The 20,974-nt window shown below is 70.5% G+C and carries 20 protein-coding genes; 3 read left to right on the top strand and 17 right to left on the bottom strand.

The genetic code is table 11. The annotated features are described in order from the left end of the window. Positions 1 to 224 precede the first annotated feature (224 nt). The 4 genes from NIE79_RS22795 to NIE79_RS22780 all read right to left on the bottom strand — a co-directional run bounded on the left by NIE79_RS22795 (position 225) and on the right by NIE79_RS22780 (position 5,320). Positions 225 to 818: a GTP-binding protein gene (locus NIE79_RS22795; RefSeq protein ID WP_238680483.1), complete on the bottom strand. Its 594-nt coding sequence runs from the start codon at positions 816 to 818 to the stop codon at positions 225 to 227. A 1-nt stretch (position 819) separates the two neighbouring features. Continuing rightward, positions 820 to 1,194, bottom strand: coding sequence for a DUF742 domain-containing protein (locus tag NIE79_RS22790; RefSeq protein ID WP_124820399.1), 375 nt, complete (start codon positions 1,192 to 1,194; stop codon positions 820 to 822). A 98-nt stretch (positions 1,195 to 1,292) separates the two neighbouring features. Beyond that, positions 1,293 to 1,697 carry a roadblock/LC7 domain-containing protein gene (locus tag NIE79_RS22785; RefSeq protein WP_030329023.1) on the bottom strand — a complete coding sequence of 135 codons (405 nt, stop codon included), beginning with the start codon at positions 1,695 to 1,697 and terminating at the stop codon, positions 1,293 to 1,295. Next, positions 1,694 to 5,320, bottom strand: coding sequence for a nitrate- and nitrite sensing domain-containing protein (locus tag NIE79_RS22780; RefSeq protein WP_238680482.1), 3,627 nt, complete (start codon positions 5,318 to 5,320; stop codon positions 1,694 to 1,696). The genes NIE79_RS22785 and NIE79_RS22780 overlap by 4 nt, the downstream gene beginning before the upstream one ends. A 502-nt stretch (positions 5,321 to 5,822) precedes the next feature. On the opposite strand from NIE79_RS22780, the gene NIE79_RS22775 reads away from it, so the two are divergent. Beyond that, a complete protein-coding gene (locus NIE79_RS22775; RefSeq protein ID WP_238410792.1) occupies positions 5,823 to 6,116 on the top strand; it encodes a hypothetical protein in 294 nt (97 codons plus the stop codon). A gap of 2 nt (positions 6,117 to 6,118) precedes the next feature. On the opposite strand, the gene NIE79_RS22770 is transcribed toward NIE79_RS22775, so the two are convergent. Both NIE79_RS22770 and NIE79_RS22765 read right to left on the bottom strand, forming a co-directional pair. Continuing rightward, positions 6,119 to 7,192 (bottom strand): adenosine deaminase, encoded by a 1,074-nt coding sequence (locus tag NIE79_RS22770; protein ID WP_238680481.1) that lies wholly within the window; start codon positions 7,190 to 7,192, stop codon positions 6,119 to 6,121. Positions 7,193 to 7,244: 52 nt separating this feature from the next. After that, positions 7,245 to 7,661 carry a PPOX class F420-dependent oxidoreductase gene (locus tag NIE79_RS22765; RefSeq protein ID WP_238680480.1) on the bottom strand — a complete coding sequence of 139 codons (417 nt, stop codon included), beginning with the start codon at positions 7,659 to 7,661 and terminating at the stop codon, positions 7,245 to 7,247. 57 nt (positions 7,662 to 7,718) lie between these two features. Here NIE79_RS22765 and NIE79_RS22760 point away from each other — a divergent pair, with 57 nt between their 5' ends. Continuing rightward, positions 7,719 to 8,216 (top strand): MarR family winged helix-turn-helix transcriptional regulator, encoded by a 498-nt coding sequence (locus tag NIE79_RS22760; protein ID WP_238680479.1) that lies wholly within the window; start codon positions 7,719 to 7,721, stop codon positions 8,214 to 8,216. A gap of 1 nt (position 8,217) precedes the next feature. Continuing rightward, complete coding sequence (locus tag NIE79_RS22755; RefSeq protein WP_238680478.1) at positions 8,218 to 9,096, top strand: putative RNA methyltransferase; 879 nt, start codon at positions 8,218 to 8,220, stop codon at positions 9,094 to 9,096. Between the two features lie 2 nt (positions 9,097 to 9,098). Here the strand turns inward: NIE79_RS22755 and NIE79_RS22750 are convergent, their stop codons facing one another. The 11 genes from NIE79_RS22750 to NIE79_RS22700 all read right to left on the bottom strand — a co-directional run bounded on the left by NIE79_RS22750 (position 9,099) and on the right by NIE79_RS22700 (position 20,929). After that, positions 9,099 to 9,779 (bottom strand): DUF4272 domain-containing protein, encoded by a 681-nt coding sequence (locus NIE79_RS22750; RefSeq protein WP_112677367.1) that lies wholly within the window; start codon positions 9,777 to 9,779, stop codon positions 9,099 to 9,101. A 110-nt stretch (positions 9,780 to 9,889) separates the two neighbouring features. Then, the gene (locus tag NIE79_RS22745) at positions 9,890 to 11,173 is read right to left on the bottom strand and encodes a thymidine phosphorylase (protein ID WP_238680477.1); all 1,284 of its coding nucleotides are present in this window, start codon (positions 11,171 to 11,173) and stop codon (positions 9,890 to 9,892) included. 142 nt (positions 11,174 to 11,315) lie between these two features. Continuing rightward, positions 11,316 to 12,020: a cytidine deaminase gene (locus NIE79_RS22740; RefSeq protein ID WP_238680476.1), complete on the bottom strand. Its 705-nt coding sequence runs from the start codon at positions 12,018 to 12,020 to the stop codon at positions 11,316 to 11,318. A gap of 192 nt (positions 12,021 to 12,212) precedes the next feature. Next, on the bottom strand, positions 12,213 to 13,493 hold the full coding sequence (locus NIE79_RS22735) for an ABC transporter permease (RefSeq protein ID WP_238680475.1): 1,281 nt from the start codon (positions 13,491 to 13,493) through the stop codon (positions 12,213 to 12,215). 3 nt (positions 13,494 to 13,496) lie between these two features. Continuing rightward, on the bottom strand, positions 13,497 to 14,873 hold the full coding sequence (locus NIE79_RS22730) for an ABC transporter permease (RefSeq protein WP_238680474.1): 1,377 nt from the start codon (positions 14,871 to 14,873) through the stop codon (positions 13,497 to 13,499). After that, on the bottom strand, positions 14,870 to 16,417 hold the full coding sequence (locus NIE79_RS22725) for an ABC transporter ATP-binding protein (RefSeq protein ID WP_308193211.1): 1,548 nt from the start codon (positions 16,415 to 16,417) through the stop codon (positions 14,870 to 14,872). The genes NIE79_RS22730 and NIE79_RS22725 overlap by 4 nt, the downstream gene beginning before the upstream one ends. A 252-nt stretch (positions 16,418 to 16,669) precedes the next feature. After that, the gene (locus NIE79_RS22720; RefSeq protein WP_238680491.1) at positions 16,670 to 17,737 is read right to left on the bottom strand and encodes a BMP family lipoprotein; all 1,068 of its coding nucleotides are present in this window, start codon (positions 17,735 to 17,737) and stop codon (positions 16,670 to 16,672) included. A gap of 276 nt (positions 17,738 to 18,013) precedes the next feature. Then, entirely contained in the window at positions 18,014 to 18,355 is a 342-nt protein-coding gene (locus NIE79_RS22715; protein ID WP_091397247.1) for a hypothetical protein, read from the bottom strand. Positions 18,356 to 18,424: 69 nt separating this feature from the next. Continuing rightward, the gene (locus NIE79_RS22710) at positions 18,425 to 19,795 is read right to left on the bottom strand and encodes a hypothetical protein (protein WP_238680473.1); all 1,371 of its coding nucleotides are present in this window, start codon (positions 19,793 to 19,795) and stop codon (positions 18,425 to 18,427) included. A gap of 4 nt (positions 19,796 to 19,799) precedes the next feature. Further along, positions 19,800 to 20,210: a hypothetical protein gene (locus tag NIE79_RS22705; RefSeq protein ID WP_238680472.1), complete on the bottom strand. Its 411-nt coding sequence runs from the start codon at positions 20,208 to 20,210 to the stop codon at positions 19,800 to 19,802. Beyond that, positions 20,207 to 20,929 carry a glycosyltransferase family 2 protein gene (locus NIE79_RS22700; RefSeq protein ID WP_238680471.1) on the bottom strand — a complete coding sequence of 241 codons (723 nt, stop codon included), beginning with the start codon at positions 20,927 to 20,929 and terminating at the stop codon, positions 20,207 to 20,209. The genes NIE79_RS22705 and NIE79_RS22700 overlap by 4 nt, the downstream gene beginning before the upstream one ends. Positions 20,930 to 20,974 lie beyond the last annotated feature (45 nt).

Here is a 20,974-nt window from a genome sequence, read left to right as displayed (position 1 = left end):
GCTGACTGAGGGCGCTCTCACGTATCCCGGAGAACCCCGGACACGACGACGCCGCCTCCTCGACGATCGGCGAAGCACCACGGCCCTCAGGGATGCAGGACCGGCAGCTTCCTCGATCGCCCAGGAGGCGGCGTGACGGACGCGCTGGCGCACGGCGGCGCAGCGGGCATGGTGCTACGCCCGGTGGCGGCCGGAGCCACCACCGGGGCGTGCAGCGTCCCGGATCAGGCCGGGGCGACGGCGCGCGTACGGCGCATGGTCAGCACGTACTCGACCAGCGAGATCAGCACGTGCTTCGTCGACTCCCGGTTACGGGCGTCGCAGGCCACCACCGGCACGTCGCTCGAGATCGCCAAGGCGTCCCGAACGTCCTGCGGGTCGTGGTACTGCATCCCGTCGAAGCAGTTGATCGCCACCAGGTACGGCAGGCGTCGGTGCTCGAAGAAGTCGATCGCCGCGAAGCAGTCGGCCAGCCGGCGAGTGTCCACCAGCACGACCGCACCGATCGCACCCCGCACCAGTTCGTCCCACATGAACCAGAAACGGGTCTGACCCGGCGTACCGAACAGGTACAGGATCAGGTCACGGTCGATCGAGATCCGGCCGAAGTCCATGGCCACCGTGGTCGTCGTCTTGCCCGGCACCTGCCGGGTGTCGCCTACGCCCACGCCGGCGGAGGTCATGATGGCCTCGGTGGTCAGCGGCGTGATCTCCGAGACCGAGCCGACCAGCGTCGTCTTACCGACGCCGAATCCACCGGCGATAACGATCTTCGCCGACGTCACGCGGCCGCTCGGGTTCGGCGGGCGGTGCGACATGTCAGAGCCTGCGAAGTCCACTCAGCACCCTCTCCAGCAGTTCAGTGCCCACCGCGTCGTCGGAGTCGTCCAAAATGGTCGGCTCGTGGACCGCGACCAGGCCGTCCGTCGCCATGTCGGCGATGAGCACCCGGGCCACACCGAGCGGGAGCTGCATCCGCGCCGCGATCTCTGCGAGCGATTGCACGCGTCCGTCACACAGCGCGGCGATGTACTGGTGTTCGCGGCCACCACCGTTGCCATTGGCAGCGGTACGGCCGCGCACCGTCGTCTCGACGAGCGCCTCCAGCGCGATGTCGAGCCGGGGACGGGTGCGACCACGGGTCACGGCGTATGGACGGACCAACGCTCCGGTCGGTTCGTCACGATCGGCCATCTCGCCGCTCACCTCCTTCGCACCCGTTACCGGCTCCCACCGGTGAAACCCGTCGTTGTCGTTGTTGCGGTCGCGCCGACCTCACGATCGGCGAAACGTCAGCCCAGCATGCCCGCAGCCGCACGCGGCTGCGGGGTCAGCGCGTCGCCCACCCGGTCGACCAGCAGCGCCATCTCGTAGCCAACCTGGCCCACGTCGGAGCTGCGGGCTGCCAGCACGGCGAAGGAGGAGCCGTCCGAGATGGACATCAGGAACAGGAAGCCATTGTCCATCTCCACGACGGTCTGCAACACCGCGCCTCCCTCGAAGCAGCGTGCTGCCCCCTGGGTCAGGCTTACCAGACCCGATGAGATCGCGGCGAGCTGGTCTGCCCGGTCACGCGGCAGATCCCGTGACGACGCGAGGAGTAGGCCGTCCGCCGATACGGCGACCGCATGCGCGACGCCGGGCACCCGGTCGGCGAAGTTGGCCAGCAGCCAACCAAGATCCTGCGTAGTTGTCATCCTTCTTGCTCCTTCTGCCCGCTCCCGGCCACCGGGCCTGAGCCAGACTGCGAGGATTGCCCTCCCGGAGTCGCCTCCGGGCTGGTCGGGTTGTCCGAGGTGCTACGCCCTCGCTGCACGCCCCGGTGGTAGGCGGAGAGCAGGCCACGAACCGCCTCCGGGGAGCGCCGCTGGACCGAGGTGGTGGGCTTCTCTACCGCACCGGGCACCAGCTGCGCCATCGGCTTGCGCTTCGGCAGACCGGTCGTGGTGGTCTCGCTCACCGGCGTCGCGCCGGCCGCGGCGGAGGCAGCACGCCAGCCGTCGTCGGCGGCGGTCTGCCAGCCGTTGCTCTGCGGTTGGGGCCGGCGGTTCGGCAGGCTCTCGGCGAGGCTGGGGCGAGTGCCCTCGCTCGCTGTGGAGCCGTTGTCCCGCGGCGCTCCTCCGACCGTCGGAGTGTCTGCCATCGGTGTGTTACCTGTCGTCCCGGGTGGTGTCTTGTGGACTGCCCGACCGGTCGCCTCGACCGTGGCGAACTGCTGGGTCGCGGAGTCGCCGTTCGTCGCTGGCTGCGCGCCGGCCGCGGGCTCCTCGGAGCCCGGGCGACGGGTACGGAACCAGGCCGACTCGAGCTCCCGGAAGATCGGCAGCTCCATCGTCTCATCCGCGTACCGCTGACGGTTCTGCGCCTGCGGCTGCTGCGGTGCCGGCCGAGCCTGCGGTGCCGGCCGAGCCGGGGCCGGCGCTGCGGCCGGAGTCGGCGCGGGAGCCGGAGGCTGGGCTGCGGCCGGCTGCTCGCCCGGTCGCGGCACCCGCGGCAGCTCCGTGGTCATGTCCAGGGCGGCGGCGAGCCGCTCGGGCACCGGCGGAGTGGCCGTGTCCCGCTCGCTACCCGGCACTGGCGGCCAGGCCGGCGGCGCCGGGGCGCTGGGTGCCTGCGCGGGCGGTGCGGATCGGGGCGCGAAGCCGCTGAACGACTGGCTGGAGGCCGGCGGCGCCGAGTACGGCTGGTTCGAGTACGGCTGACCGGACGCCGGCGAGGCCGAGACCGGCGACGCGGACACCGGCGGACCGGCGTACGGCTGCCCGGAGGCCGGGGCGGCGGACACCGGCGCGCCGCCGTACGGCGCACCCGAGTAGGGATGCCCGGAGTACGGCTGGCCGGAGGCCGGCGAGGCGGAGACCGGCGCGCCGGAGTAGGGCTGCGCGGAGACCGGCGGCGCCGAGTACGGGTGCGCCTCGGGGCTGCTCGGCAGTTGACGCGGGATGGACGGCTGCTGGCCGGTGGTCGGGGTCTCGTCCCCGGCCCGGCGCTGCGGCAGCGGGTCGTTCCCCGGGCCGTTGGCCGACCGGGGGGTGAACCCGTCGCCACCGTTGACGCCGTTCGTCCCGGCCGCGCCGGTCAGGTCGGACCAGGCCGGCATCGACCGGTACGCGCCACCGTTGGCGGGGGCGCCGGCACCGTTGCGCGTCGCGGGGTCGAACGGGCGACCGCCCAGGGTGACCTGGTTGCCGGACTCGCTCGGGCGCGGGCCGTTGCCCAGCGCGGGCAGCGCGCCGAACACCGGCGCGGGCCCACCGGACTGCGGACCACCGAACTGGGGAGCACCGGCCGCCGGCAGAGCCGGAGGCTGCTGCACCCGACCGGACAGTGCCCGGGGCACCAGCACCGAGGTGGGCAGGGTCACGTCGGCGACAGTGCCGCGATCGTTGCCGGGGCGCAGTTCGACCCGGACACCGTGCCGGGACGCCAGTCGGGCGACCACGACCAGGCCCATCATCCGGGACACGGCCACGTCCACCTGCGGCGGCGTCGCGAGCCGCTCGTTGAGATCGTGCAACTGCTCGGCGCTGATGCCGATACCGCGGTCCTCGACGTACAGCGAGGAGCGGTCGCCGACCCGGCGAGCCTCGACCATGACCTGCGAGTCGGGCGGAGAGAACGCTGTGGCGTTGTCGAACAGCTCGGCGACGAGGTGCACCAGGTCGTTGACCGCGTGCGCGGCGACCTCGATGTCGCGGTCGATGACACCGAACTCGATCCGGGTGTAGTGCTCGACCTCGGACTGCGCGGCGCGCAGCACGTCGATGAGAGCTGCCGGCTCACGCTGCACACGGGTGGAGTCGGCACCCGCGAGCACCAGCAGGTTCTCGTCGTTACGGCGCATCCGCGTGGCCAGGTGGTCGAGCTGGAACAACTCGGCCAGCCGGTCCGGGTCCTCTTCGCCGCGCTCCAGCCGGTCGAGGTGCCCGATGAGGCGGTCGACCAGGATCTGGGAACGGCGGGCCAGGTTGACGAACATGGTCGCGACGGAGGCACGCAGTGCCGCCTGCTCGGCGGCTGTGCGGACGGCCTCCAGGTGGACGGCGTTGAACGCCTCTGTCACCTGGCCGAACTCGTCCTTGCTGCGCACCGGAAGCGGTTCGGCGATCTGGTTGGCCAGCTGCACCGGCGAGAGCTGCCCGACGACCTGTGGGTCGCGCAGACGGGCCACCGCCTGCGGCAGACCGTACTGGGCCACGGAGAGCGCGCCCTGCCGCAGCTCACGCAGTGAGCGGGCCATCGAGCGGGCCACCAGGTAGGCGAAGAGGATGGCCAGCAGCAGCATGCTGAGCAGCAGGCCGGTCTCCAGGAAGACCTGGCGCTGGACGTCCGAGCGAAGCGTGTCGGCCTGGTTGACCACTTCACCGTCGAGCTTCGTCTCGACGGTGCGGATCAGCTTGGCGTTGGCCGTCATGGCGGCTTCCCACTGGTCCGGGCCGAACGGCGCACCGCGCATGTTGCCGGTGGTGTTGCCGTCGATCCAGCCGGTGTAGTTCTGTGCCTGCCGGCGGTCGCCGCCCGCGACCGTCTGGTCGTGGAACTTGGCGTCGTCCGGGGTGGCGACGGCCTTGAAGCTCTGCAGGGCCTGCTGCTGACCGGTGTCACTGGCGACGTAGTCCCTGCGCAGTGCCGGGGTCAGGCGCTGTCCGCCCTTCACGCCCAGCGCGCGGTGCACCACGACCCGGCGTACGGCGAGGAACTCCTTCTCCCGGGCGACAGCCGCGGCGGCGCGCATCCGGTCGCTCAGCTGGTTGTCACCGGCGAGCTGGGTGGACGAGTCGCGGATGGCGAGCAGGTCGGTGATCAGACCCTCGTACGCCTGCACGGTCTCGGTGAGCGCGAGCTTTCCGTTGAACACCTGACTGCGGACGCCCGACAGGTCCTGAAGGTTCTGGTCGATGCCGTCGAGCAGACTCTCCAGGCTGCTCGGCAGGTCCTCGATCTCGGTGCGCTGCTGCCGGTAGGGCGCCGCTGCCTGGTCCACCCGGGAGTTCACCCGGTTGTAGGCCTCCTGGTACTGCGCCGTCGGCTGCGTCCCGTCCGCACCCAGCAGCAGCACGGCGGCGGTCCGCTCGTCCTGGAGGGTGTCGACCAGGTCACCTGAATAGCTCGACAGGTTGGCCAGGTCGCCAGCTCGGTTGGCATTGTTGAGCGTCTCCACGTGGTCGACAAGACCACTGGTACCCACAACGACCGTGGCGATGGTCGGCACGATCATGATGAGACCGAGCTTGGACCAGATCGGCATGTCCCGGAGCCGGCTGGCCGGCCGGCGCAGCCGCGACAGGAAGGAGCCCGCCGTCTTTGGCCGTTTGCTCACGTCACCGCCCTCGCGATTACAGCTTGAACGCGTTGCCCCGGGCAACGCCCAGCGACCGACCCGGCGGGTCGGACCCCCGAGATTCCATCACGCCGGTCGACAAGAAGAAAGCCCAGGTTGTCCCCAACCGAAGGTGTGATGAGATGTTGATGCGATTTGATAGCAGTCTGTCTGGCCGGAGTAACTGAAGGTAATGAAACATCCGCACCGAGTTGTCCTACTGGCCGGCCCATCGGGGTCCGGAAAGTCGTACATAGCGCAGCAAACCGGCCTGCCGGTGCTTTGCTTGGACGACTTCTACAAAGACGGCGATGACCCTACGTTGCCGAGACGAAACGGCCAGGTGGATTGGGAATCGCCGCACTCCTGGGACGCCCTCAGTGCGGTGGAAATCATTGCCCAACTTGCCCGCGAGGGCCGAGCCGATGTGCCGGTTTATGCGATCGGCGCAGATCGCCGGGTGGCCACCCGGCCATTTGATGTCGCCGGATCGCCACTTTTCGTGGCCGAAGGGATCTTCGCCGCCGAGATCGTCGAGGAGTGCCGTCGCCGTGGCCTGCTCGCCGGGGCGTACGCGCTGCGCCGCCCGCGGGGGGCCACCTTCCTGCGCCGGCTCGCCCGCGACCTGTCCGAGCAGCGCAAGGCGCCTCGGGTGCTGATTCGGCGCGGGGTGGCGCTGCTGCGGGCCGAACCCGCCGTGCTGCGTCGGCAGATGGGCCTCGGCGCGGAGGCGGCCCGGGCTCGGGAGGTGCTGCGCCGGGTGGCCGGGCTGCTCGCCGGCCACCCACACGGCTGAGCTCAGGCCAGCAACTTCGCGTACGCCGGCTTGATCACGTCATCGATGATCCGCAGCCGCTCGTCGAACGGGATGAAGGCACTCTTCATCGCGTTGATGGTGAACCACTGCAGCTCTTTCCAGCCGTAGCCGAACGTCTCCACCAGCAGCGACATCTCCCGCGACATCGAGGTGCCGCTCATCAGCCGGTTGTCGGTGTTGACGGTGGCCCGGAAACGCAGGTCCCGCAGCAGGCCGATCGGGTGGTCCGCGATCGAGGCCACAGCGCCGGTCTGCACGTTCGACGAGGGGCACAGCTCCAGGGGGATCCGCTTGTCCCGGACGTACGCGGCCAACCGGCCGAGCGAGCCGTCGGGGGCGATGTCGTCGACGATCCGCACCCCGTGGCCGAGCCGGTCCGCTCCGCACCACTGGATCGCCTGCCAGATCGACGGCAGACCGAACGCCTCGCCGGCGTGGATGGTGAAGTGGAAGTTCTCCCGCTGGAGGTATTCGAAGGCGTCCAGGTGCCGGGTGGGCGGAAAGCCCGCCTCGGCGCCGGCGATGTCGAAGCCGACCACCCCGGCGTCCCGGTGCCGCACGGCCAGCTCGGCGATCTCCTGGGAGCGGGCGGCGTGCCGCATCGCGGTGAGCAGGGTGCCCACCCGGATGGTCAGGCCCGCCTCGACCGCCTGGGCGGTGCCCTCGGCGAACCCGGCCAGCACCGCCTCGACCACCTCGTCCAGGCTGAGGTCCCGTTCCAGGTGCTGCTCCGGGGCGAAGCGCACCTCGGCGTAGACCACGCCGTCGGCGGCCAGGTCCAGGGCGCACTCGCGGGCCACCCGACGCAGGGCGGGCGCGGTCTGCATGACCGCCACTGTGTGTGCGAACGTCTCGAGGTAGCGCTCCAGGGAACCGGAGTCCGCCGCGTCCGCGAACCAGCGTCCGAGCGCCTCCGGGTCGGTGGTGGGCAGTTCGTGGCCCACCTCGGCGGCCAGGTCGACGATCGTCGCCGGCCGCAGCCCGCCGTCGAGGTGGTCGTGCAGCAGCGCCTTCGGGACCTTGACGATGTCCTCGTACCGGATAGTTGCGACCATGCTCAGACCCTAGTCAGCGGCCTGGGCGGACCGGTACGGGACCGGCCGGACGTCATGGCCGCCACCCGTACACCCGGTGGACGTCGAGGCGGATCACGAGCCTCCCGTCGGCAACCATTGCGGCGCGGTAGTCCGCCCAGTCCGGGTGGTCGCCGCGAATCCGGCGGTAGACCTCGACCAACTCGTCGACAGTCTCGTCGGTGGTGGCCACGGCCGGCTCGGTGAGCGTCACGGTCCCCTCGGCGACCGCGTACGCGCCGCCGTCCGGCGTGGTCACGTGGAAGCTGGCCCGGGGATCGCGGCGCAGGTTGCGCACCTTCGCCCGGCCCTCGGTGGTGGAGCAGCGGATCAACCCCGGTTCGGCCAGGTAGTCGAGGTTGGACAGCTGGGGCCGCCCGTCCCGACGCAGTGTGACCAGCACTCCGCGCCCCCGCTGCCCGAACAGCTCCCACAGTTGGTTTGTTGACATGTCATCGACCGTAGGGGGCGTTCGATGACATGTCAACGAAATGGCTAGACTGGGAGCATGGACGCAACCCGGTGGCTGGACGAGCGGGAGGACCGCGCCTGGCGCGGCTACCGCCGGATGCGTCGACTGCTCGACCTGGAGCTGGCCCGGGAGCTGACCCAGGACGCCGGCCTCTCCGAGCCGGACTACGACGTGCTGTCCGACCTCTCCGAGACACCCGAGGGGCGCCTGCGCCTCAGCGAGCTGGCGGACAGGATGCTGTGGTCACGGAGCCGGCTCTCCCACCACCTGAGCCGGATGCAGCAGCGTGGCCTGGTGACCCGCGAGGAGTGCGCCGACGATGCCCGCGGCTCGATCGTCGTGCTCACCCCGGCGGGCCGGCAGGCCGTCGAGTCCGCCGCACCCGGTCACGTGGCCGCCGTCCGCCGGCACCTGATCGACCTGCTCACCCCCGCGGAGGTCGACGCCCTCGGCGAACTCACCCACCGGGTGGTCGACCGTCTCGCAGACCCGGGCCTGCGGGCCACCCGACCGCAGCCCGCAGCGGAGGTCTGACGTGGACCCCGGCATCCTCGACCGACTGCGCTGCCCGGTCTGCGGCGAGCCGCTGTCCGAGGCGACCGCCGGCACCACCAGTGCGCTGCGCTGCCCGCGCCGGCACAGCTTCGACATCGCCCGGCAGGGGTACGTCAACCTCCTCGCCGGGCGCGCGCCGCACGTCGGCGACAGCGCCGAGATGGTGGCCGCCCGGGCGGACTTCCTCGCCGCAGGGCACTACGACAGCATCTCGGCAGCCCTCTGCGACGCCGCGACGGAAGCCGTCGGTCGGCTCCGCGCGACGCCGACGCCCGACGTCGAGACGTACCCCCTGGTGGTGGATGCCGGCGCCGGCACCGGCCGATACCTCGGCGCTGTGCTGGCGGCGCTGCCGGACGCCGTGGGTCTGGCCCTGGACGTGTCCAAGCCGGCGCTGCGCCGCGCGGCCCGCGCGCATCCCCGGGCCGCCGCGGCGCTCGCCGACACCTGGCAGCGACTGCCGCTCGCCGACGCCTCGACGGCCGTGCTGCTGAACGTCTTCGCCCCGCGCAACGGCCCGGAGTTCCACCGGGTGCTCGACAGGGCCGGCACGCTGCTGGTGGTCACGCCCGACACCGACCACCTCGCCGAGTTGGTGGACGCCCTCGACCTGCTGCGGGTGGACCCGGACAAGGCCGACCGGGTGGCCGGCAGCCTGGGCGGGCACTTCACGCCGGTCAGCTCGGCCGTGCACCGGACGGAGCTGGCGCTGACCCGGCCGGAGGTCGCCACAGTGGTCGGGATGGGCCCCAGCGCCTGGCACACCGACCCGGGCGCGCTCGCCGCCCGGCTGGCCGCGCTGCCCGAACCGGTCCGGGTCACAGTGGCGGTCCGGCTCGACGTCCTGCGACCTCGCTGACCTCAGGTGGAGAGGTCGACCTCTTCCCAGCCGGGCGGCTCGTCGTGGTACGGCCCGCGCAGGATCACCGCCCACTCCAGCGCCCACCGCCGCTGCCCGATCGCGTTCGCGTCGACCAGTCCCGGCGCACGCCGGCCGCCGCGCTCGGTCTCCAGGTACGCCCAGTCCAGGCAGTAGTGCAGATCCAGCAGGGCTGCCGCGTCGGCCGGGTGCTGCGGCGCGGTGAGGATCCGGGAGCGCCAGTGCGGGAAGGTCTCCCCCTCGGCGATGTGCGGCAGCCGCTCGACCAGCCGCTCGTCGACGGCCAGTGTCGGGTCGAGCTGCTTGCTCAGCCCGAGCACCCACGCCAGCGCGAACAGCGCGTCGTGGTGCAGCACGAACGACCGGTGGTCACCCTTGCCGCCCATCACGAACTGCCACTCCGGCGGGGTGACCATGTCGACCAGGTGCGAACCGAGCAGCCAGCTCATCGCCGCCTGCGGGGGCATCCCGAAACAGCGGGCCAGGATCAGGTGCAGCACCGCGATCCGCGCCTCGATCTCCACTGTCGGACGCAGATCGATCTGGTCACCCGGCTCCCAGACGAGGGGAAACTGGGCCGGCGGCAACGGCAGGCCGAGCCGGGACAGCTCGTCCAGGCTCGCCTCGCGCACCTCACGTGGGTCGGGGGCAGCAACGGTCACGACGGGTCTTCCTGTCTGCTCGCGCCGGCGCAAGGCCGGTTGTCCCCCCTTGGCCTGCGACAATAGCGCTCCCAGGTGACCGGCACCACGCCTGGGCGACGCCGGATCGATCAGCCGATGCGTTCGATGACCAACGACGTCGCCGCCGGGGCCGTCGACGCGATCCGCACCGCGTTGGCGGCCTCGGTGAGCGCGGCCGGAATCCGCGTCGCGTCGTCGGCCCGCAGCTCGTAGAGCGGGTCACCGGCCCGCACCTCGTCACCCGGCCGCTTGTGCAACACCACACCGGCCGGCACGCTGACCGGGTCCTCCTTGCGCGCCCGACCCGCACCGAGCCGCCACGCCGCAACCCCCATGGCGTACGCGTCGATGGCCGCGACGTACCCGTCCCGCTCGGCGCGGACCACCTCCACCTCGGCGGCCGCTGGCATCGGCGCGTCCGGGTCGCCGCCCTGCGCCCGGATCATCGCCCGCCAGGAGTCCATGGCCCGGCCGTCGCGCAGCGCCGCCGCCGGATCGGCGTCCGGCAGACCTGCGGCGTCGAGCATCTCCCGGGCCAGCGCGAGGGTCAGTTCCACCACGTCGGCCGGTCCACCACCGGCCAGCACCTCGACCGACTCGGTCACCTCGACGGCGTTGCCGATCGCCAGGCCGAGCGGGGTGGACATGTCGGTGAGCAGGGCGACAGTCCGCACCCCGTGCGCTCCGCCCAGCTCGACCATGGTGCGCGCCAACTCGCGGGCCTGGTCGACGGACTTCATGAAGGCGCCCGAGCCGACCTTGACGTCGAGGACGAGCGCCCCGGTGCCCTCGGCGATCTTCTTGCTCATGATCGAGCTGGCGATCAGCGGGATCGCCTCGACGGTGCCGGTCACGTCGCGCAACGCGTACAGCTTGCGGTCGGCGGGGGCGAGCCCGGCACCGGCCGCGCAGATCACCGCGCCGACCTCGTCGAGCTGGGCGATGAACTCGTCGTTGCTCACAGTGGCCCGCCAGCCCGGGATGGACTCCAACTTGTCCAGCGTGCCGCCGGTGTGTCCGAGACCCCGGCCGCTCAGCTGCGGTACGGCCGCGCCGCACGCCGCCACCAGCGGGGTGAGCGGCAGAGTGATCTTGTCGCCGACGCCGCCGGTGGAGTGCTTGTCGACGGTCGGCCGGCGTACCGCCGACAGGTCCAACCGCTCACCGCTGGCGATCATCGCGGCCGTCCACCGGGCGATCTCCGGACCGGTCATGCCGTTGAGCAGGATCGCCATCGCCAGCGCGGACATCTGCTCGTCGGCGACAACCCCCCGGGTGTACGCGTCGACCACCCAGTCGATCTGCGCGTCCGACAGCACACCCCCGTCCCGCTTCACGCGAATAACGTCAACAGCAGCAAACCCAGAACTCATCAGAAGATCTTTCTTAGTTGTATGGAGAAACCGTGCCCCACGGACGGTCGTGCCCACGACGGGGCCGGGGCCGACCGTGCCCGGCGGAGGGATCAAGCCTGACCGCCCGGAGCCGGGCACGGTCGGCCCCCGCCCGCCAAGCTCAACCCCAGCGAACCGGGATCTCCGCCGGCGGCTCACCCTCGCCGGCCCAGAAGATGGTCCCGGTCGCGTCGACCACCACCACACGCGGTGTTCGGGCCAGGCCCCAGGTGATCGCCTCAGCCGGGTCGTCCCAGCTCGGCGCCTCCTCCAGCACCCCGGTCTCGGCGCCGGCGTCGTCGCCGGCCGACCGCTCCCAGTACGCCGTCCAGACCTGCTGACCAGCGGACATGTCCGGGTGCACGAAGACGGTGCCGCGCCCGCGCCAGGCAGCGAGCCGCTCCGGGACCACCGGCACCGGCGTCTCCCCGGTGACGGCCTCCAGGTCCTCCACGCCGAAGGCGTGCGGCAGCAGCTCGGCCATCCGCAGTGGCCGGGTCTTGCTCTCGATCAGGCACTCCGGCCCGCCGTGCTCCCAGAGCAGCTGCCGGCAACGGCCGCACGGCATCAACGGCTCGCCGGTCGCGTCGACGCAGGAGAGCGCGACGAGCCGACCGCCACCGGTGGCGTGCAGGCTGGAGACGACCCCGCACTCGGCGCAGAGCGTCACTCCGTACGCGGCGTTCTCCACGTTGCAGCCGACGACCACCCGGCCGTCGTCGACCAGCGCCGCCGCGCCGACCGGGAACGTCGAGTACGGCGCGTACGCGTGCCGCATCGCCTCGGTGGCGGCGGCGCGCAACTGGGCCCAGTCAATGTCGGTCATGCCATCATCCTGCCGAAGTAGCCCAGCTCAGAAGCCGTCAGGGTACTGCGAACCGCACGTCGGCCCGCGGCGAGGCGCGCTGTTCGCGCCGGCCCGCCGGCTTCGCCGATCATGCAGTTGTGGTGGGCGACGAATGCAACTTTGCGACTTTTGTGAGGCACCACAACTCCATGATCGACGGACCAGCGCGGGTCAGCCCTTGATGTACGGCTTGCCGTCGGCGGCCGGTGCCCGGACCCTGCCGACCAGCCCGGCGACGGCCAGGATGGTCGCCAGGTACGGCAGCATGGCCAGGAACTGGCTGGGGATGACGCTGTTGATGGCCCCCAGGTAGGTGGCGAGCTGGTCGGCGAAGCCGAAGAAGAGCGCGGCGAGCAGCGCGCCGGTCGGGTTCCACCGGCCGAAGATCAGCGCGGCCAGGGCGATGAAGCCCTTACCGCCGATCATGTTCTTGGTGAACGAGTAGAGCGCCAGCGTGTAGGACGCGCCGCCGATGCCGGCGACCACTCCGGCCAGCAGCACGTTGCGGTAGCGGACCCGCAGCACCTTGACGCCGAGCGTGTCCGCGGCGATCGGGTGCTCGCCGACCGAGCGGGTCCGCAGCCCCCACCGGGTGCGGAACAACCCGATGTGGATCACCAGCACCAGGAGCAGGCCGAGGTACAGGAAGATGTTGCCGCGGAACAACGCCGGCCCGAGCACCGGGATGTCCTTCAGCAGCGGGATCTCCCAGTTGCTGAAGCGGGGCGCGCTGTTGTACTTCGCGGCGTCGGTCTGCATCAGCCGCTCGTAGAGGAAGCCGGTGACGCCGACGGCCAGCAGATTCAGCACGATGCCCATGACGACCTGGTCGACCAGGTAGCGGATGGCGAAGACGGCCAACAGCAGCGAGATGAACGCGCCGCCGATGGCGGCGGCGACCAGGCCAACCCAGACGCTGCCGGAGATGCTGCCGAACAGTGCGCCGCTGAACGCGCCCATCAGCAGTTGGCCCTCGATGGCCACGTTGACCACGCCGGACCGCTCGCAGAGCACCCCGGCGAGCGCGCCGAAGATCAGCGGCAGGGCCAGGATGAACGTGCCGCGGATGATGTTGACCAGCGGCATGAAGTTCTGCCCGGCCGGCGCGGCGGAGACCTGCCAGCAGAGGAACGACAGCACGAAGGCGACCAGCCCGACGCCGAGCACGGGAAGGAACCAGCGTTTCGGCACCCCGGCGAGCAGCGCCGCGCCGGCCGCGATCGTGATGATCCCGAACAGGATCGCCCCGATCGTCCCGTTGATCTCCAAGGCGGCACCGGCCGCGTCGTCGCTGAGTGTGAACCGGGCCTGCTGGTCGGTGGCGAGCGCGCCGAAGAGCACAGCTGACAGCAGGCCGAGCGCCAGCAGCGTGAGACCGACCTTCCGGCTGCGGGTCCAGAAGCCCTCGTCGACCGGGGCGACCGCGATGTCGGGGACAGCCATGGTGGACATGAGTTACCAGCCCTTCGCCAGGCTCGTCTGCAACCGGGCGGCACGCGCGGCCCGGAGCTGGAAGATCGCCTTCACCAGGGCCGGTGCGGCGATGAAGATGACGATCAGCGCCTGGAGCACTGTCACCAGCTCCAGCGAGATCCCGGAGTACGACTGCATCCGGTTACCACCGGCCTGGAGCGCACCGAACAGCAGCGCGGCCAGCAGCACCCCCCAGGGCTTCACCCGCCCGAGCAGCGCCACCAGGATGCCGTCGAAGCCGATCTGCGCGACCACCAGCGGAGTCAACGCGCTGGCGGTCGAGCCGAGCACCATGTTCGAGCCGCCGAGGCCGGCCAGGATCCCGGCGAAGACCATGATCAGGATGTACGTCCTGGTGACGCTGATGCCTGCGGTCCGGGCGGCGTCCGGGTTGGCGCCGACCGCGCGCAGCTCGAAGCCGAGCGTCGAGCGGTTGAGCAGCCAGGCGACCGCCCAGGTGGCCAGCACGGCGAGCAGGATGCCGGCGTGCACCCGCAGGTTGTCGCCGAGCAGTCGGGGCAGTTGGGCCGAGGTGTCCACCGCCTTGCTGATCGCGTCGGTGCGGTTCGGGTCCTGCACGCCGTTCTGCACGATCAACCAGGTGAGGAAGTACGTGGCGACGTAGTTGAGCATGATCGTGTTGATCACCTCGTGCGCTCCGGCACGGGCCTTGAGGATGCCGGGGATGAAACCCCAGATCGCTCCACCCAGCGCGCCGGCCAGCACCGCCACCAGCAGGTGCAGGCCGGGCGGCAGCGGCAGCAGGAAGCCGGCCAGCGCCGCCATGATCACACCGATGGTGGCCTGGCCCTGGGCGCCGATGTTGAACAGGCCGCCGCGGAAGGCCAGCGCCACCGACAGCCCGGTGAAGACCAGCGGCGCCGCGTAGGTCAGCGTCTCCGAGATCGGCGCGAGCACTGCCTGCCAGCCGTTGGCGCCGTCCAGCCAGCCGGAGAACGCCTCGGGGTCGAAGACCGAGCCCTTGAACAGGTTCGCGTACGCCTCGCTGACGAGCGTCCAACTGGAGTTGATCGCGTCGGACGGGCGCGAGGTGATGTACGAGTAGGTGGAGAGCACCTCAGGATCAGAAATGATCATCAGCACCGCACCGACCACGATCGCCAGCACCAACGACAGCAGCGTCACAGTGAAGGTGTTGGCAGCCCAGAGGTTGTCCAGGAACAACCGGCCCAGGCTCGGCTTCGGCTCCGGCTCCGGGCCCGGCTTCGCCACCGAGCGGTCCGGCTCGGTCGCCACCTCGGCGCGTTCGGTGTTGCCGAGCGCGTTCTGCGCGGCCTGCGCCTCGCTCGCCGGCTCCTTGTCCGGGGAGCCGGACTGCGGGGTTGGGGGGTTGGTCATGCCTCGTCCTCGCTCGCGGAGCCCGGGTCGCTCGCCGGGCCCCCGTCGGTGGCCGGCCCGTCGCCGGGCACGGCGTCCGTGTTGCGCTCTTGGGCCGCGTCCGGGCTGATGCCGGCCATCAGCAGACCGATCTCCTCACGCGGGGTGTCCGGGCCGACGATGCCGATGATCCGACCGCGGTACATCACAGCGATCCGGTCGGCCAACCCGATCACCTCGTCGAGCTCGCTGGAGACCACCATGACGGCGGTGCCGATGTCCCGTTCGTGGATGATCTGACTGTGGATGAACTCGATCGACCCGACGTCGACGCCACGGGTCGGCTGGGCGGCGATGAGGAGCTTCAGCGGCCGGGACAGCTCCCGGGCCACGATCACCTTCTGCTGGTTGCCGCCGGAGAGGGTGCCCACCGCCGCGTCGGCCGATGAGGTGCGGACGTCGAACTGCTCGATCCGCTCCTTCGCCGAGGCGGCGATCGCGTCCGGCTTCAGCGCGAGCCCGGCACCGAACGGCGGTCGGTCGTAGATGTCCAGCACCAGGTTCTCCGCGACGCTGAACTCCTTGACCAAGCCGTCCACGCTGCGGTCCTCGGGCACGTAGCCGACGCCCGCCCGGAGCACCTTCTTGGGCTTCCAGCCGTCGATCCGATCGCCGGCCAGGCTGATCGTGCCGGCGAGCACCGGGCGCAGGCCCATGACCGCCTCGATCAGCTCGGTCTGACCGTTGCCCTGTACGCCCGCCACGCCGAGCACCTCACCCGCGCGCACTGTCAGGTCCACCCCGTCGACAGCGCGGATCTGCCGGTCGTCGTCGACAACGAGCCCGGCCACCTCCAGCACGGGCTCGCCCGGAGTGGCAGGGGTCTTGTCAACTGTGAGCCGGACGTTGCGCCCGACCATCAACGCGGCCAGTTCGTCCCGGCTGGCCTCGGGCGAGGCGGTGCCGACGGTCTTGCCGCGTCGGATCACCGTGATCCGGTCGGCGATGGCCTTGACCTCGCCGAGCTTGTGCGTGATGAAGACGATCGACTTGCCGGCCGCCTTGAGCGACCGCATGACCGTCAGCAGTTCCTCGGTCTCCTGCGGGGTGAGCACCGCGGTGGGCTCGTCCAGGATGAGCAGGTCGACGTCGCGGGTGAGCGCCTTGACGATCTCGACTCGTTGCTGGATGCCGACCGGCAGGTCCTCGATCACCGCGTCCGGGTCGACCCGCAGGTTGTAGCGCTCGGACACCTCGGTGACCTCGCGCCGGGCCCGACGCCGGTCCAGGAAGCCGGCGATGCCGCCCCGGACCTGCTCGGCGCCGAGCATGATGTTTTCGGCGACGGTGAAGACCGGCACCAGCATGAAGTGCTGGTGCACCATGCCGATCCCGGCCCCGATCGCGTCGGACGGGCCCTTCAGCTTCAGCGGCTTGCCGTCGACCAGGATCTCGCCCTCGTCGGGCTGGTAGAGCCCGTAGAGCACGTTCATCAGTGTCGACTTGCCCGCGCCGTTCTCGCCGAGGAGGGCGTGAATCTCTCCAGGCTCCACCGTCAGGTCGATGTGATCGTTGGCGACCAGATCACCGAACCGCTTGGTGATGCCGCGCAGTTCGAGTCTCAGCGCAACCTCCTGGAGTGCGAGCGATGGTGCAGCCTAGCTGCCGTGGAACCGGCCGGACCGGGCCGGCCGCCGTGGTGCGCGATCGGCCGCTCCGACCCCCGCGGGGTTACCCGCAGAGCCGGAGCGGCCGATCGGTCGTACCTGTCCCCCGCCGATCCTCCCGATGATCTCACCGGAGGGGCCGGCCGGTTGTCACTTGGTCGGCTGGGCCTTCGAGGTGACGGTGATGGTGCCAGCGGCGATGTCCGCCTTGATCTTGTCGACCTCGGCCTTCAGCTCGGCCGGAACCTTGCTGTCGAAGTCGTGGTACGGGGCGATCGAGACACCGCTGTTGGCCAGGGTGCCGACGAAGCCCGGGTTGGCCGGCAGCTTGTCGCCAGCGGCGGCCTTGACCACGGCCTCCTTGACGGCCTCCGGGATGTTCTTGACCACGGTGGTGATGATCGCCGCGCAGTCCGGGGTGCTCTCGCAGCCGTCGACGTCCACCCAGATGGTGCTGTACTTGCCGCCCGAGGCCTTGGCCGCGGCGGTGGTGCCGAGGCCGGAGCCGCCGGCGACCGGCATGATGATGTCCGCGCCCTGGGCGACCAGCGCGTCGGAGACCTTCTTGCCCTCGTCCTGCTTGGCGAAGTCGTTGGTGAACGACCCCTTCTGGGTCTGCTTGTTCCAACCCAGCGCCTGGACGTTCTTCTTCTTCGTGGTGTTGTAGTACGTCACACCGTCGACGAAGCCGTCCATGAAGATGGTGACCGGCGGGATCGGCAGACCACCGTAGGTGCCCACCTTGCCGGTCTTGCTCATCCCAGCGGCGAGGTAGCCGGCCTGGAACGCGGCCTGGGCGGTGTCGAACTGCATCGGGTAGACGTTGGCGTCACCCGGGTTCGCGTCGACGATGCCGAACTCCTGGTTCGGGTTCGCCTTGGCGATCTTCGAGGTGGCGTTGGCCATCAGGCCACCGACCGCCAGGATGAAGTCGCACTTCTGGTTGACGTACTGCGTCAGGTTCGGCTCGTAGTCGGCCTCGGCCTTGGACGCGACGAACTTGATGTCGATGTTGTCGTTGGCGGCCTTGGCCTCCTGCAGACCCTTCCAGGCGGAGGTGTTGAACGACTTGTCGTCGATGCCGCCGACGTCGGTCACCATGCAGGCGCTGAACTTCTTGGCGCCACTGCCGGCGTTGTTGTCATCCTTGGGGGCCTCGCCACAAGCGGCGGCGGTGAGCGCGAGCCCACCCACCGCGAAGATCGAGGCGATCCGCATCCCACGCACCGAGCGCAAGACGTCTCCTTCCCATTGCACACCGCGCCTAATGCGGTGGCAGCCCATCAGCCGACCTGCGGTATGCCGCCGGCTGTCCCACGTTACGGACGGGAGCGTACGCCCGCGCCCACCCACCGGCCGACAATCGTGCACGACTGTTGAGCGCCTGTTACCCGGGTGTAACCCTTGCGTGGGACAAGTCACTCTTCGTGCTGGTAACCGAGCGCCAAGGCGTCCGCAACGTCCGTTTTCTGGAGACGCTTTCCTCCTCGGACGTTACCGCCAAAAGACCGCGACCGCCGCGTTGACCAGGGTCAGACCGACGATCGCGAGGAAATGACCTCGGTTGACCACGTCCCGCTTCCGGGAGAAGAAGACCATGACGAAGATCAGCAGCGCGATCACCAACTTCGTCACAAGTTTTGCCGGCGCCGGCTCGTCGCCGTCGCGCAGCGGCGCGGAGAGGCCGAGCCCGGTCAGCAACTGGATCACCGCGCCCCACAGCATGGCCGGGTTGATCCGCAGCCGACCGCTGGCGTACTGGGCGATCGAGCCACCGAGCAGCAGGGCGAACCCGATCAGGTGGACGTAGAGGAGGATGAGTCTGAGAGCTTCCACGGTCGCCATACTTCCCTATGAACGACGGATCGTAGTAGTGGGAACCGCCGACGGGCGCGGATCAGTCGATCAACCGGTCGCTGTGGGCGTGGCACTCGTGAGGGCCGGCTCGCGCGGCTGGTCGAGCACCGGTTGCGAATCCGCCCGGCTGTCACCGCCGAACGCGACGGCGACCCATCCGGCGAGGCTCACCGCGGCCAGGAGCAGCACCGGCAGCGTCACCCGGTGCACCGAGGTCGCCAGCCACCACTCGATGTCGTTCGGGCCGGACAGGTACGTCCCGACCAGAACAGCCAGGTAGTAGCCGTTGGCCGCCCACACCCAGCCGTCCGCCGCCAGCCCGGCGGCACGCCGTCGCCCTCGCAGGAACAGCGTGCCGAGCAGCGCCACCACGGCAGCACCCGCCAGCACCGGACCGACCACGTCCCACAGCGCCGCGATGGTGAACTGGAACCGCTCCACCATCGCCACGCTCCGGTCACCCGAGCCGCCGTTGGTGATGTCCGACTGGGCGTCCAACAGGCGGGCCAACACCGCCCAGGCGCCCCCGGCCAGCACCGGCAGCCAGACCAGCGCGGCTCGCCGCAGGTCGGCACGGGCCCGCACGGTGACCAGCACGGCCAGGCCCGCGGCGGCGATCAGCCCCTCGTTCTTACTGAGGGCCGCGACGGTCAGCAGCAACAGCGGCAACAGGGGTCGACGCAGCGGTTCCGCACTGAGCAGCAGGGCCACCACCGCTCCGGCGAAGGCGGCGGACCAGAGCGCGTCGGCGAGCCCGCCGGTCACCGCGTACGGGACGCTCGACCAGGTAGCGAGGCCCACCGCGATGGCCAGCGCCCAGGCCACCCGCGCGGACACCCGGCCCAGCGCCCGCCGGACCAGGTAGACCAGCATCGCGACAGCGGAGACGGTGACCAACGCGCCAACGATCTGGGCGGTACGGAAGTCCGGCTCGACGACGCTCCACACGGCCGCGGCGGGCGCGGAGGCGAGCGGCGGGTAGTCGGTGTGCGAGAAGACGAAGGCGGGGCTGCCGATGGTCGCCCGCGCGTACTCGCTCCCGTTGGCGAAGTAGCCGGCGTGCAGCCACCAGATCGAGTGCGCGTCCCACTGGTGGGCCGGTTCGAAGATCATGAGGCACGGCGGGAGCAGTGGCAGCGCGATCAGCAGCGCGTGCGACCACCGCCCGTAGGGCGCGGGCTCGCCGGGGCGGCGCAACAGCCACCAGGCGCCGACCGCCCCGGCGGCCACCACCAGGGCGATCCAGAACGGCAGTGGACCGCCGACGACCAGCATCAGGACCACCGCGACAGTGCTCAGCAACGCCGCCACCAGGGGCGCGAGGAGCAGGGCGAGGAAGGGACTGCGCAGTATCGCGAAGGCCAGCGGGAAGCCGGCGACGAGGAGGGCGAGTACGGCGAGCAGCGGGGTCGCATCCATGTCGTCAGTCGACCTTCCGTACGACAAGCCGCACGCCGGCGCTGGTCGGCCGCTTCCGCTGCACCGAGGCGACGCCCACTGTGTAGTCCCGCGGCGCGCCCTCGACGACCACACATCCGTGCAGCACTGCCAGCTCACTCAACCGCTGACGCCACAGGTCCCTGTTGGCCCGGGCCGGGGTGAGCGAGATCCGGCTGCCCGTGGGCACCTGCTCGACGAACTGGCCCCAGAGCGTCTCCAGGTCCACCTGGTGCTGTAGTGCGGGGAGGTCGTGTTCCCGGTCACTCATCAGGGCGGCGCCGCGGCCGGTGGCCTGCACGGCACCCTGGACGGTCAGGAGCAGGCAGCCCACCCCGACGAGCGCCACGACGATCCGAGCGATAGTGGTCGGATTCCGGTACGTCGTGGTCGTCATCGGTCAGCGAGCGTCTTGGCGGGGACGCCGTGGGGACGACGCCGGGCCCGTTCCCGGCCCAGGATCCACAACGCCTCGACCCCGTCCCGCCAGGTGATCTTCTTGCCCTCGTCCCGGCCCCGCGCCCGGTAGGTGATCGGCACGTCGTAGGGGCGGATCCGCCGCCGCAGCAGTTTGCCAGTCACCTCGGCCTCCATGCCGAACCCGCGGGAGCGGATGTTCAGCGACCGGTACAGCTCCACCGGCATCAGCTTGAAGCACGTCTCCAGGTCACCGATGTAGGAGTTGAACAGGACGTTCGCCGCCGTGGTGACTCCCCGGTTTCCGACCACGTACCAGAAGCTGTAGGCGCTGTGGCTGCCGAAGGTGCGGTTGCCGTAGACGACTGTCGCGTGCCCTTCCAGGACCGGTGCCAGCAGCCTCGGAATGTCCTGTGGGTCGTACTCCAGGTCGGCGTCCAGGATCACCATGTACTCGCCACGGGCGCTGTCCGCTGCCGTCTTGATCGCCGCGCCCTTGCCCGCGTTACGCGGGTGCGTCACGACCCGCAGCCGCGCGTCATCCATCCGACCGAGGATCTCCGCAGTTGCGTCAGTACTGCCGTCGTCGACCACCACGATCTCAATCTCGCACGGGTACCGCACGGCGAGGGCCTGCTTCAGTGCCTCCGCGACGCGTTCCGCTTCGTTGTAGACCGGCATCAAGATCGACAATTGCACGAGAGTTCTCCCCGGGAACCGCACCGGACGGCGGATGAAGAGGCG

This window comes from Micromonospora trifolii (assembly GCF_022229005.1).
Lineage (GTDB): Bacteria > Actinomycetota > Actinomycetes > Mycobacteriales > Micromonosporaceae > Micromonospora > Micromonospora trifolii.
Note: the sequence above shows the minus strand (reverse complement) of the source record. Positions and strands in the feature narration are given on the sequence as shown.

What these genes read in the sequence shown, in the direction of transcription:
- NIE79_RS22795 (WP_238680483.1), bottom strand. Translation starts at nt 818, where the DNA reads ATGTCGCACCGCCCGCCGAACCCGAGCGGCCGCGTGACGTCGGCGAAG.
- NIE79_RS22790 (WP_124820399.1), bottom strand. Translation starts at nt 1,194, where the DNA reads ATGGCCGATCGTGACGAACCGACCGGAGCGTTGGTCCGTCCATACGCC.
- NIE79_RS22785 (WP_030329023.1), bottom strand. Translation starts at nt 1,697, where the DNA reads ATGACAACTACGCAGGATCTTGGTTGGCTGCTGGCCAACTTCGCCGAC.
- NIE79_RS22770 (WP_238680481.1), bottom strand. Translation starts at nt 7,192, where the DNA reads ATGGTCGCAACTATCCGGTACGAGGACATCGTCAAGGTCCCGAAGGCG.
- NIE79_RS22765 (WP_238680480.1), bottom strand. Translation starts at nt 7,661, where the DNA reads ATGTCAACAAACCAACTGTGGGAGCTGTTCGGGCAGCGGGGGCGCGGA.
- NIE79_RS22760 (WP_238680479.1), top strand. Translation starts at nt 7,719, where the DNA reads ATGGACGCAACCCGGTGGCTGGACGAGCGGGAGGACCGCGCCTGGCGC.
- NIE79_RS22745 (WP_238680477.1), bottom strand. Translation starts at nt 11,173, where the DNA reads ATGAGTTCTGGGTTTGCTGCTGTTGACGTTATTCGCGTGAAGCGGGAC.
- NIE79_RS22740 (WP_238680476.1), bottom strand. Translation starts at nt 12,020, where the DNA reads ATGACCGACATTGACTGGGCCCAGTTGCGCGCCGCCGCCACCGAGGCG.
- NIE79_RS22735 (WP_238680475.1), bottom strand. Translation starts at nt 13,493, where the DNA reads ATGTCCACCATGGCTGTCCCCGACATCGCGGTCGCCCCGGTCGACGAG.
- NIE79_RS22730 (WP_238680474.1), bottom strand. Translation starts at nt 14,873, where the DNA reads ATGACCAACCCCCCAACCCCGCAGTCCGGCTCCCCGGACAAGGAGCCG.
- NIE79_RS22720 (WP_238680491.1), bottom strand. Translation starts at nt 17,737, where the DNA reads ATGCGGATCGCCTCGATCTTCGCGGTGGGTGGGCTCGCGCTCACCGCC.
- NIE79_RS22710 (WP_238680473.1), bottom strand. Translation starts at nt 19,795, where the DNA reads ATGGATGCGACCCCGCTGCTCGCCGTACTCGCCCTCCTCGTCGCCGGC.
- NIE79_RS22705 (WP_238680472.1), bottom strand. Translation starts at nt 20,210, where the DNA reads ATGACGACCACGACGTACCGGAATCCGACCACTATCGCTCGGATCGTC.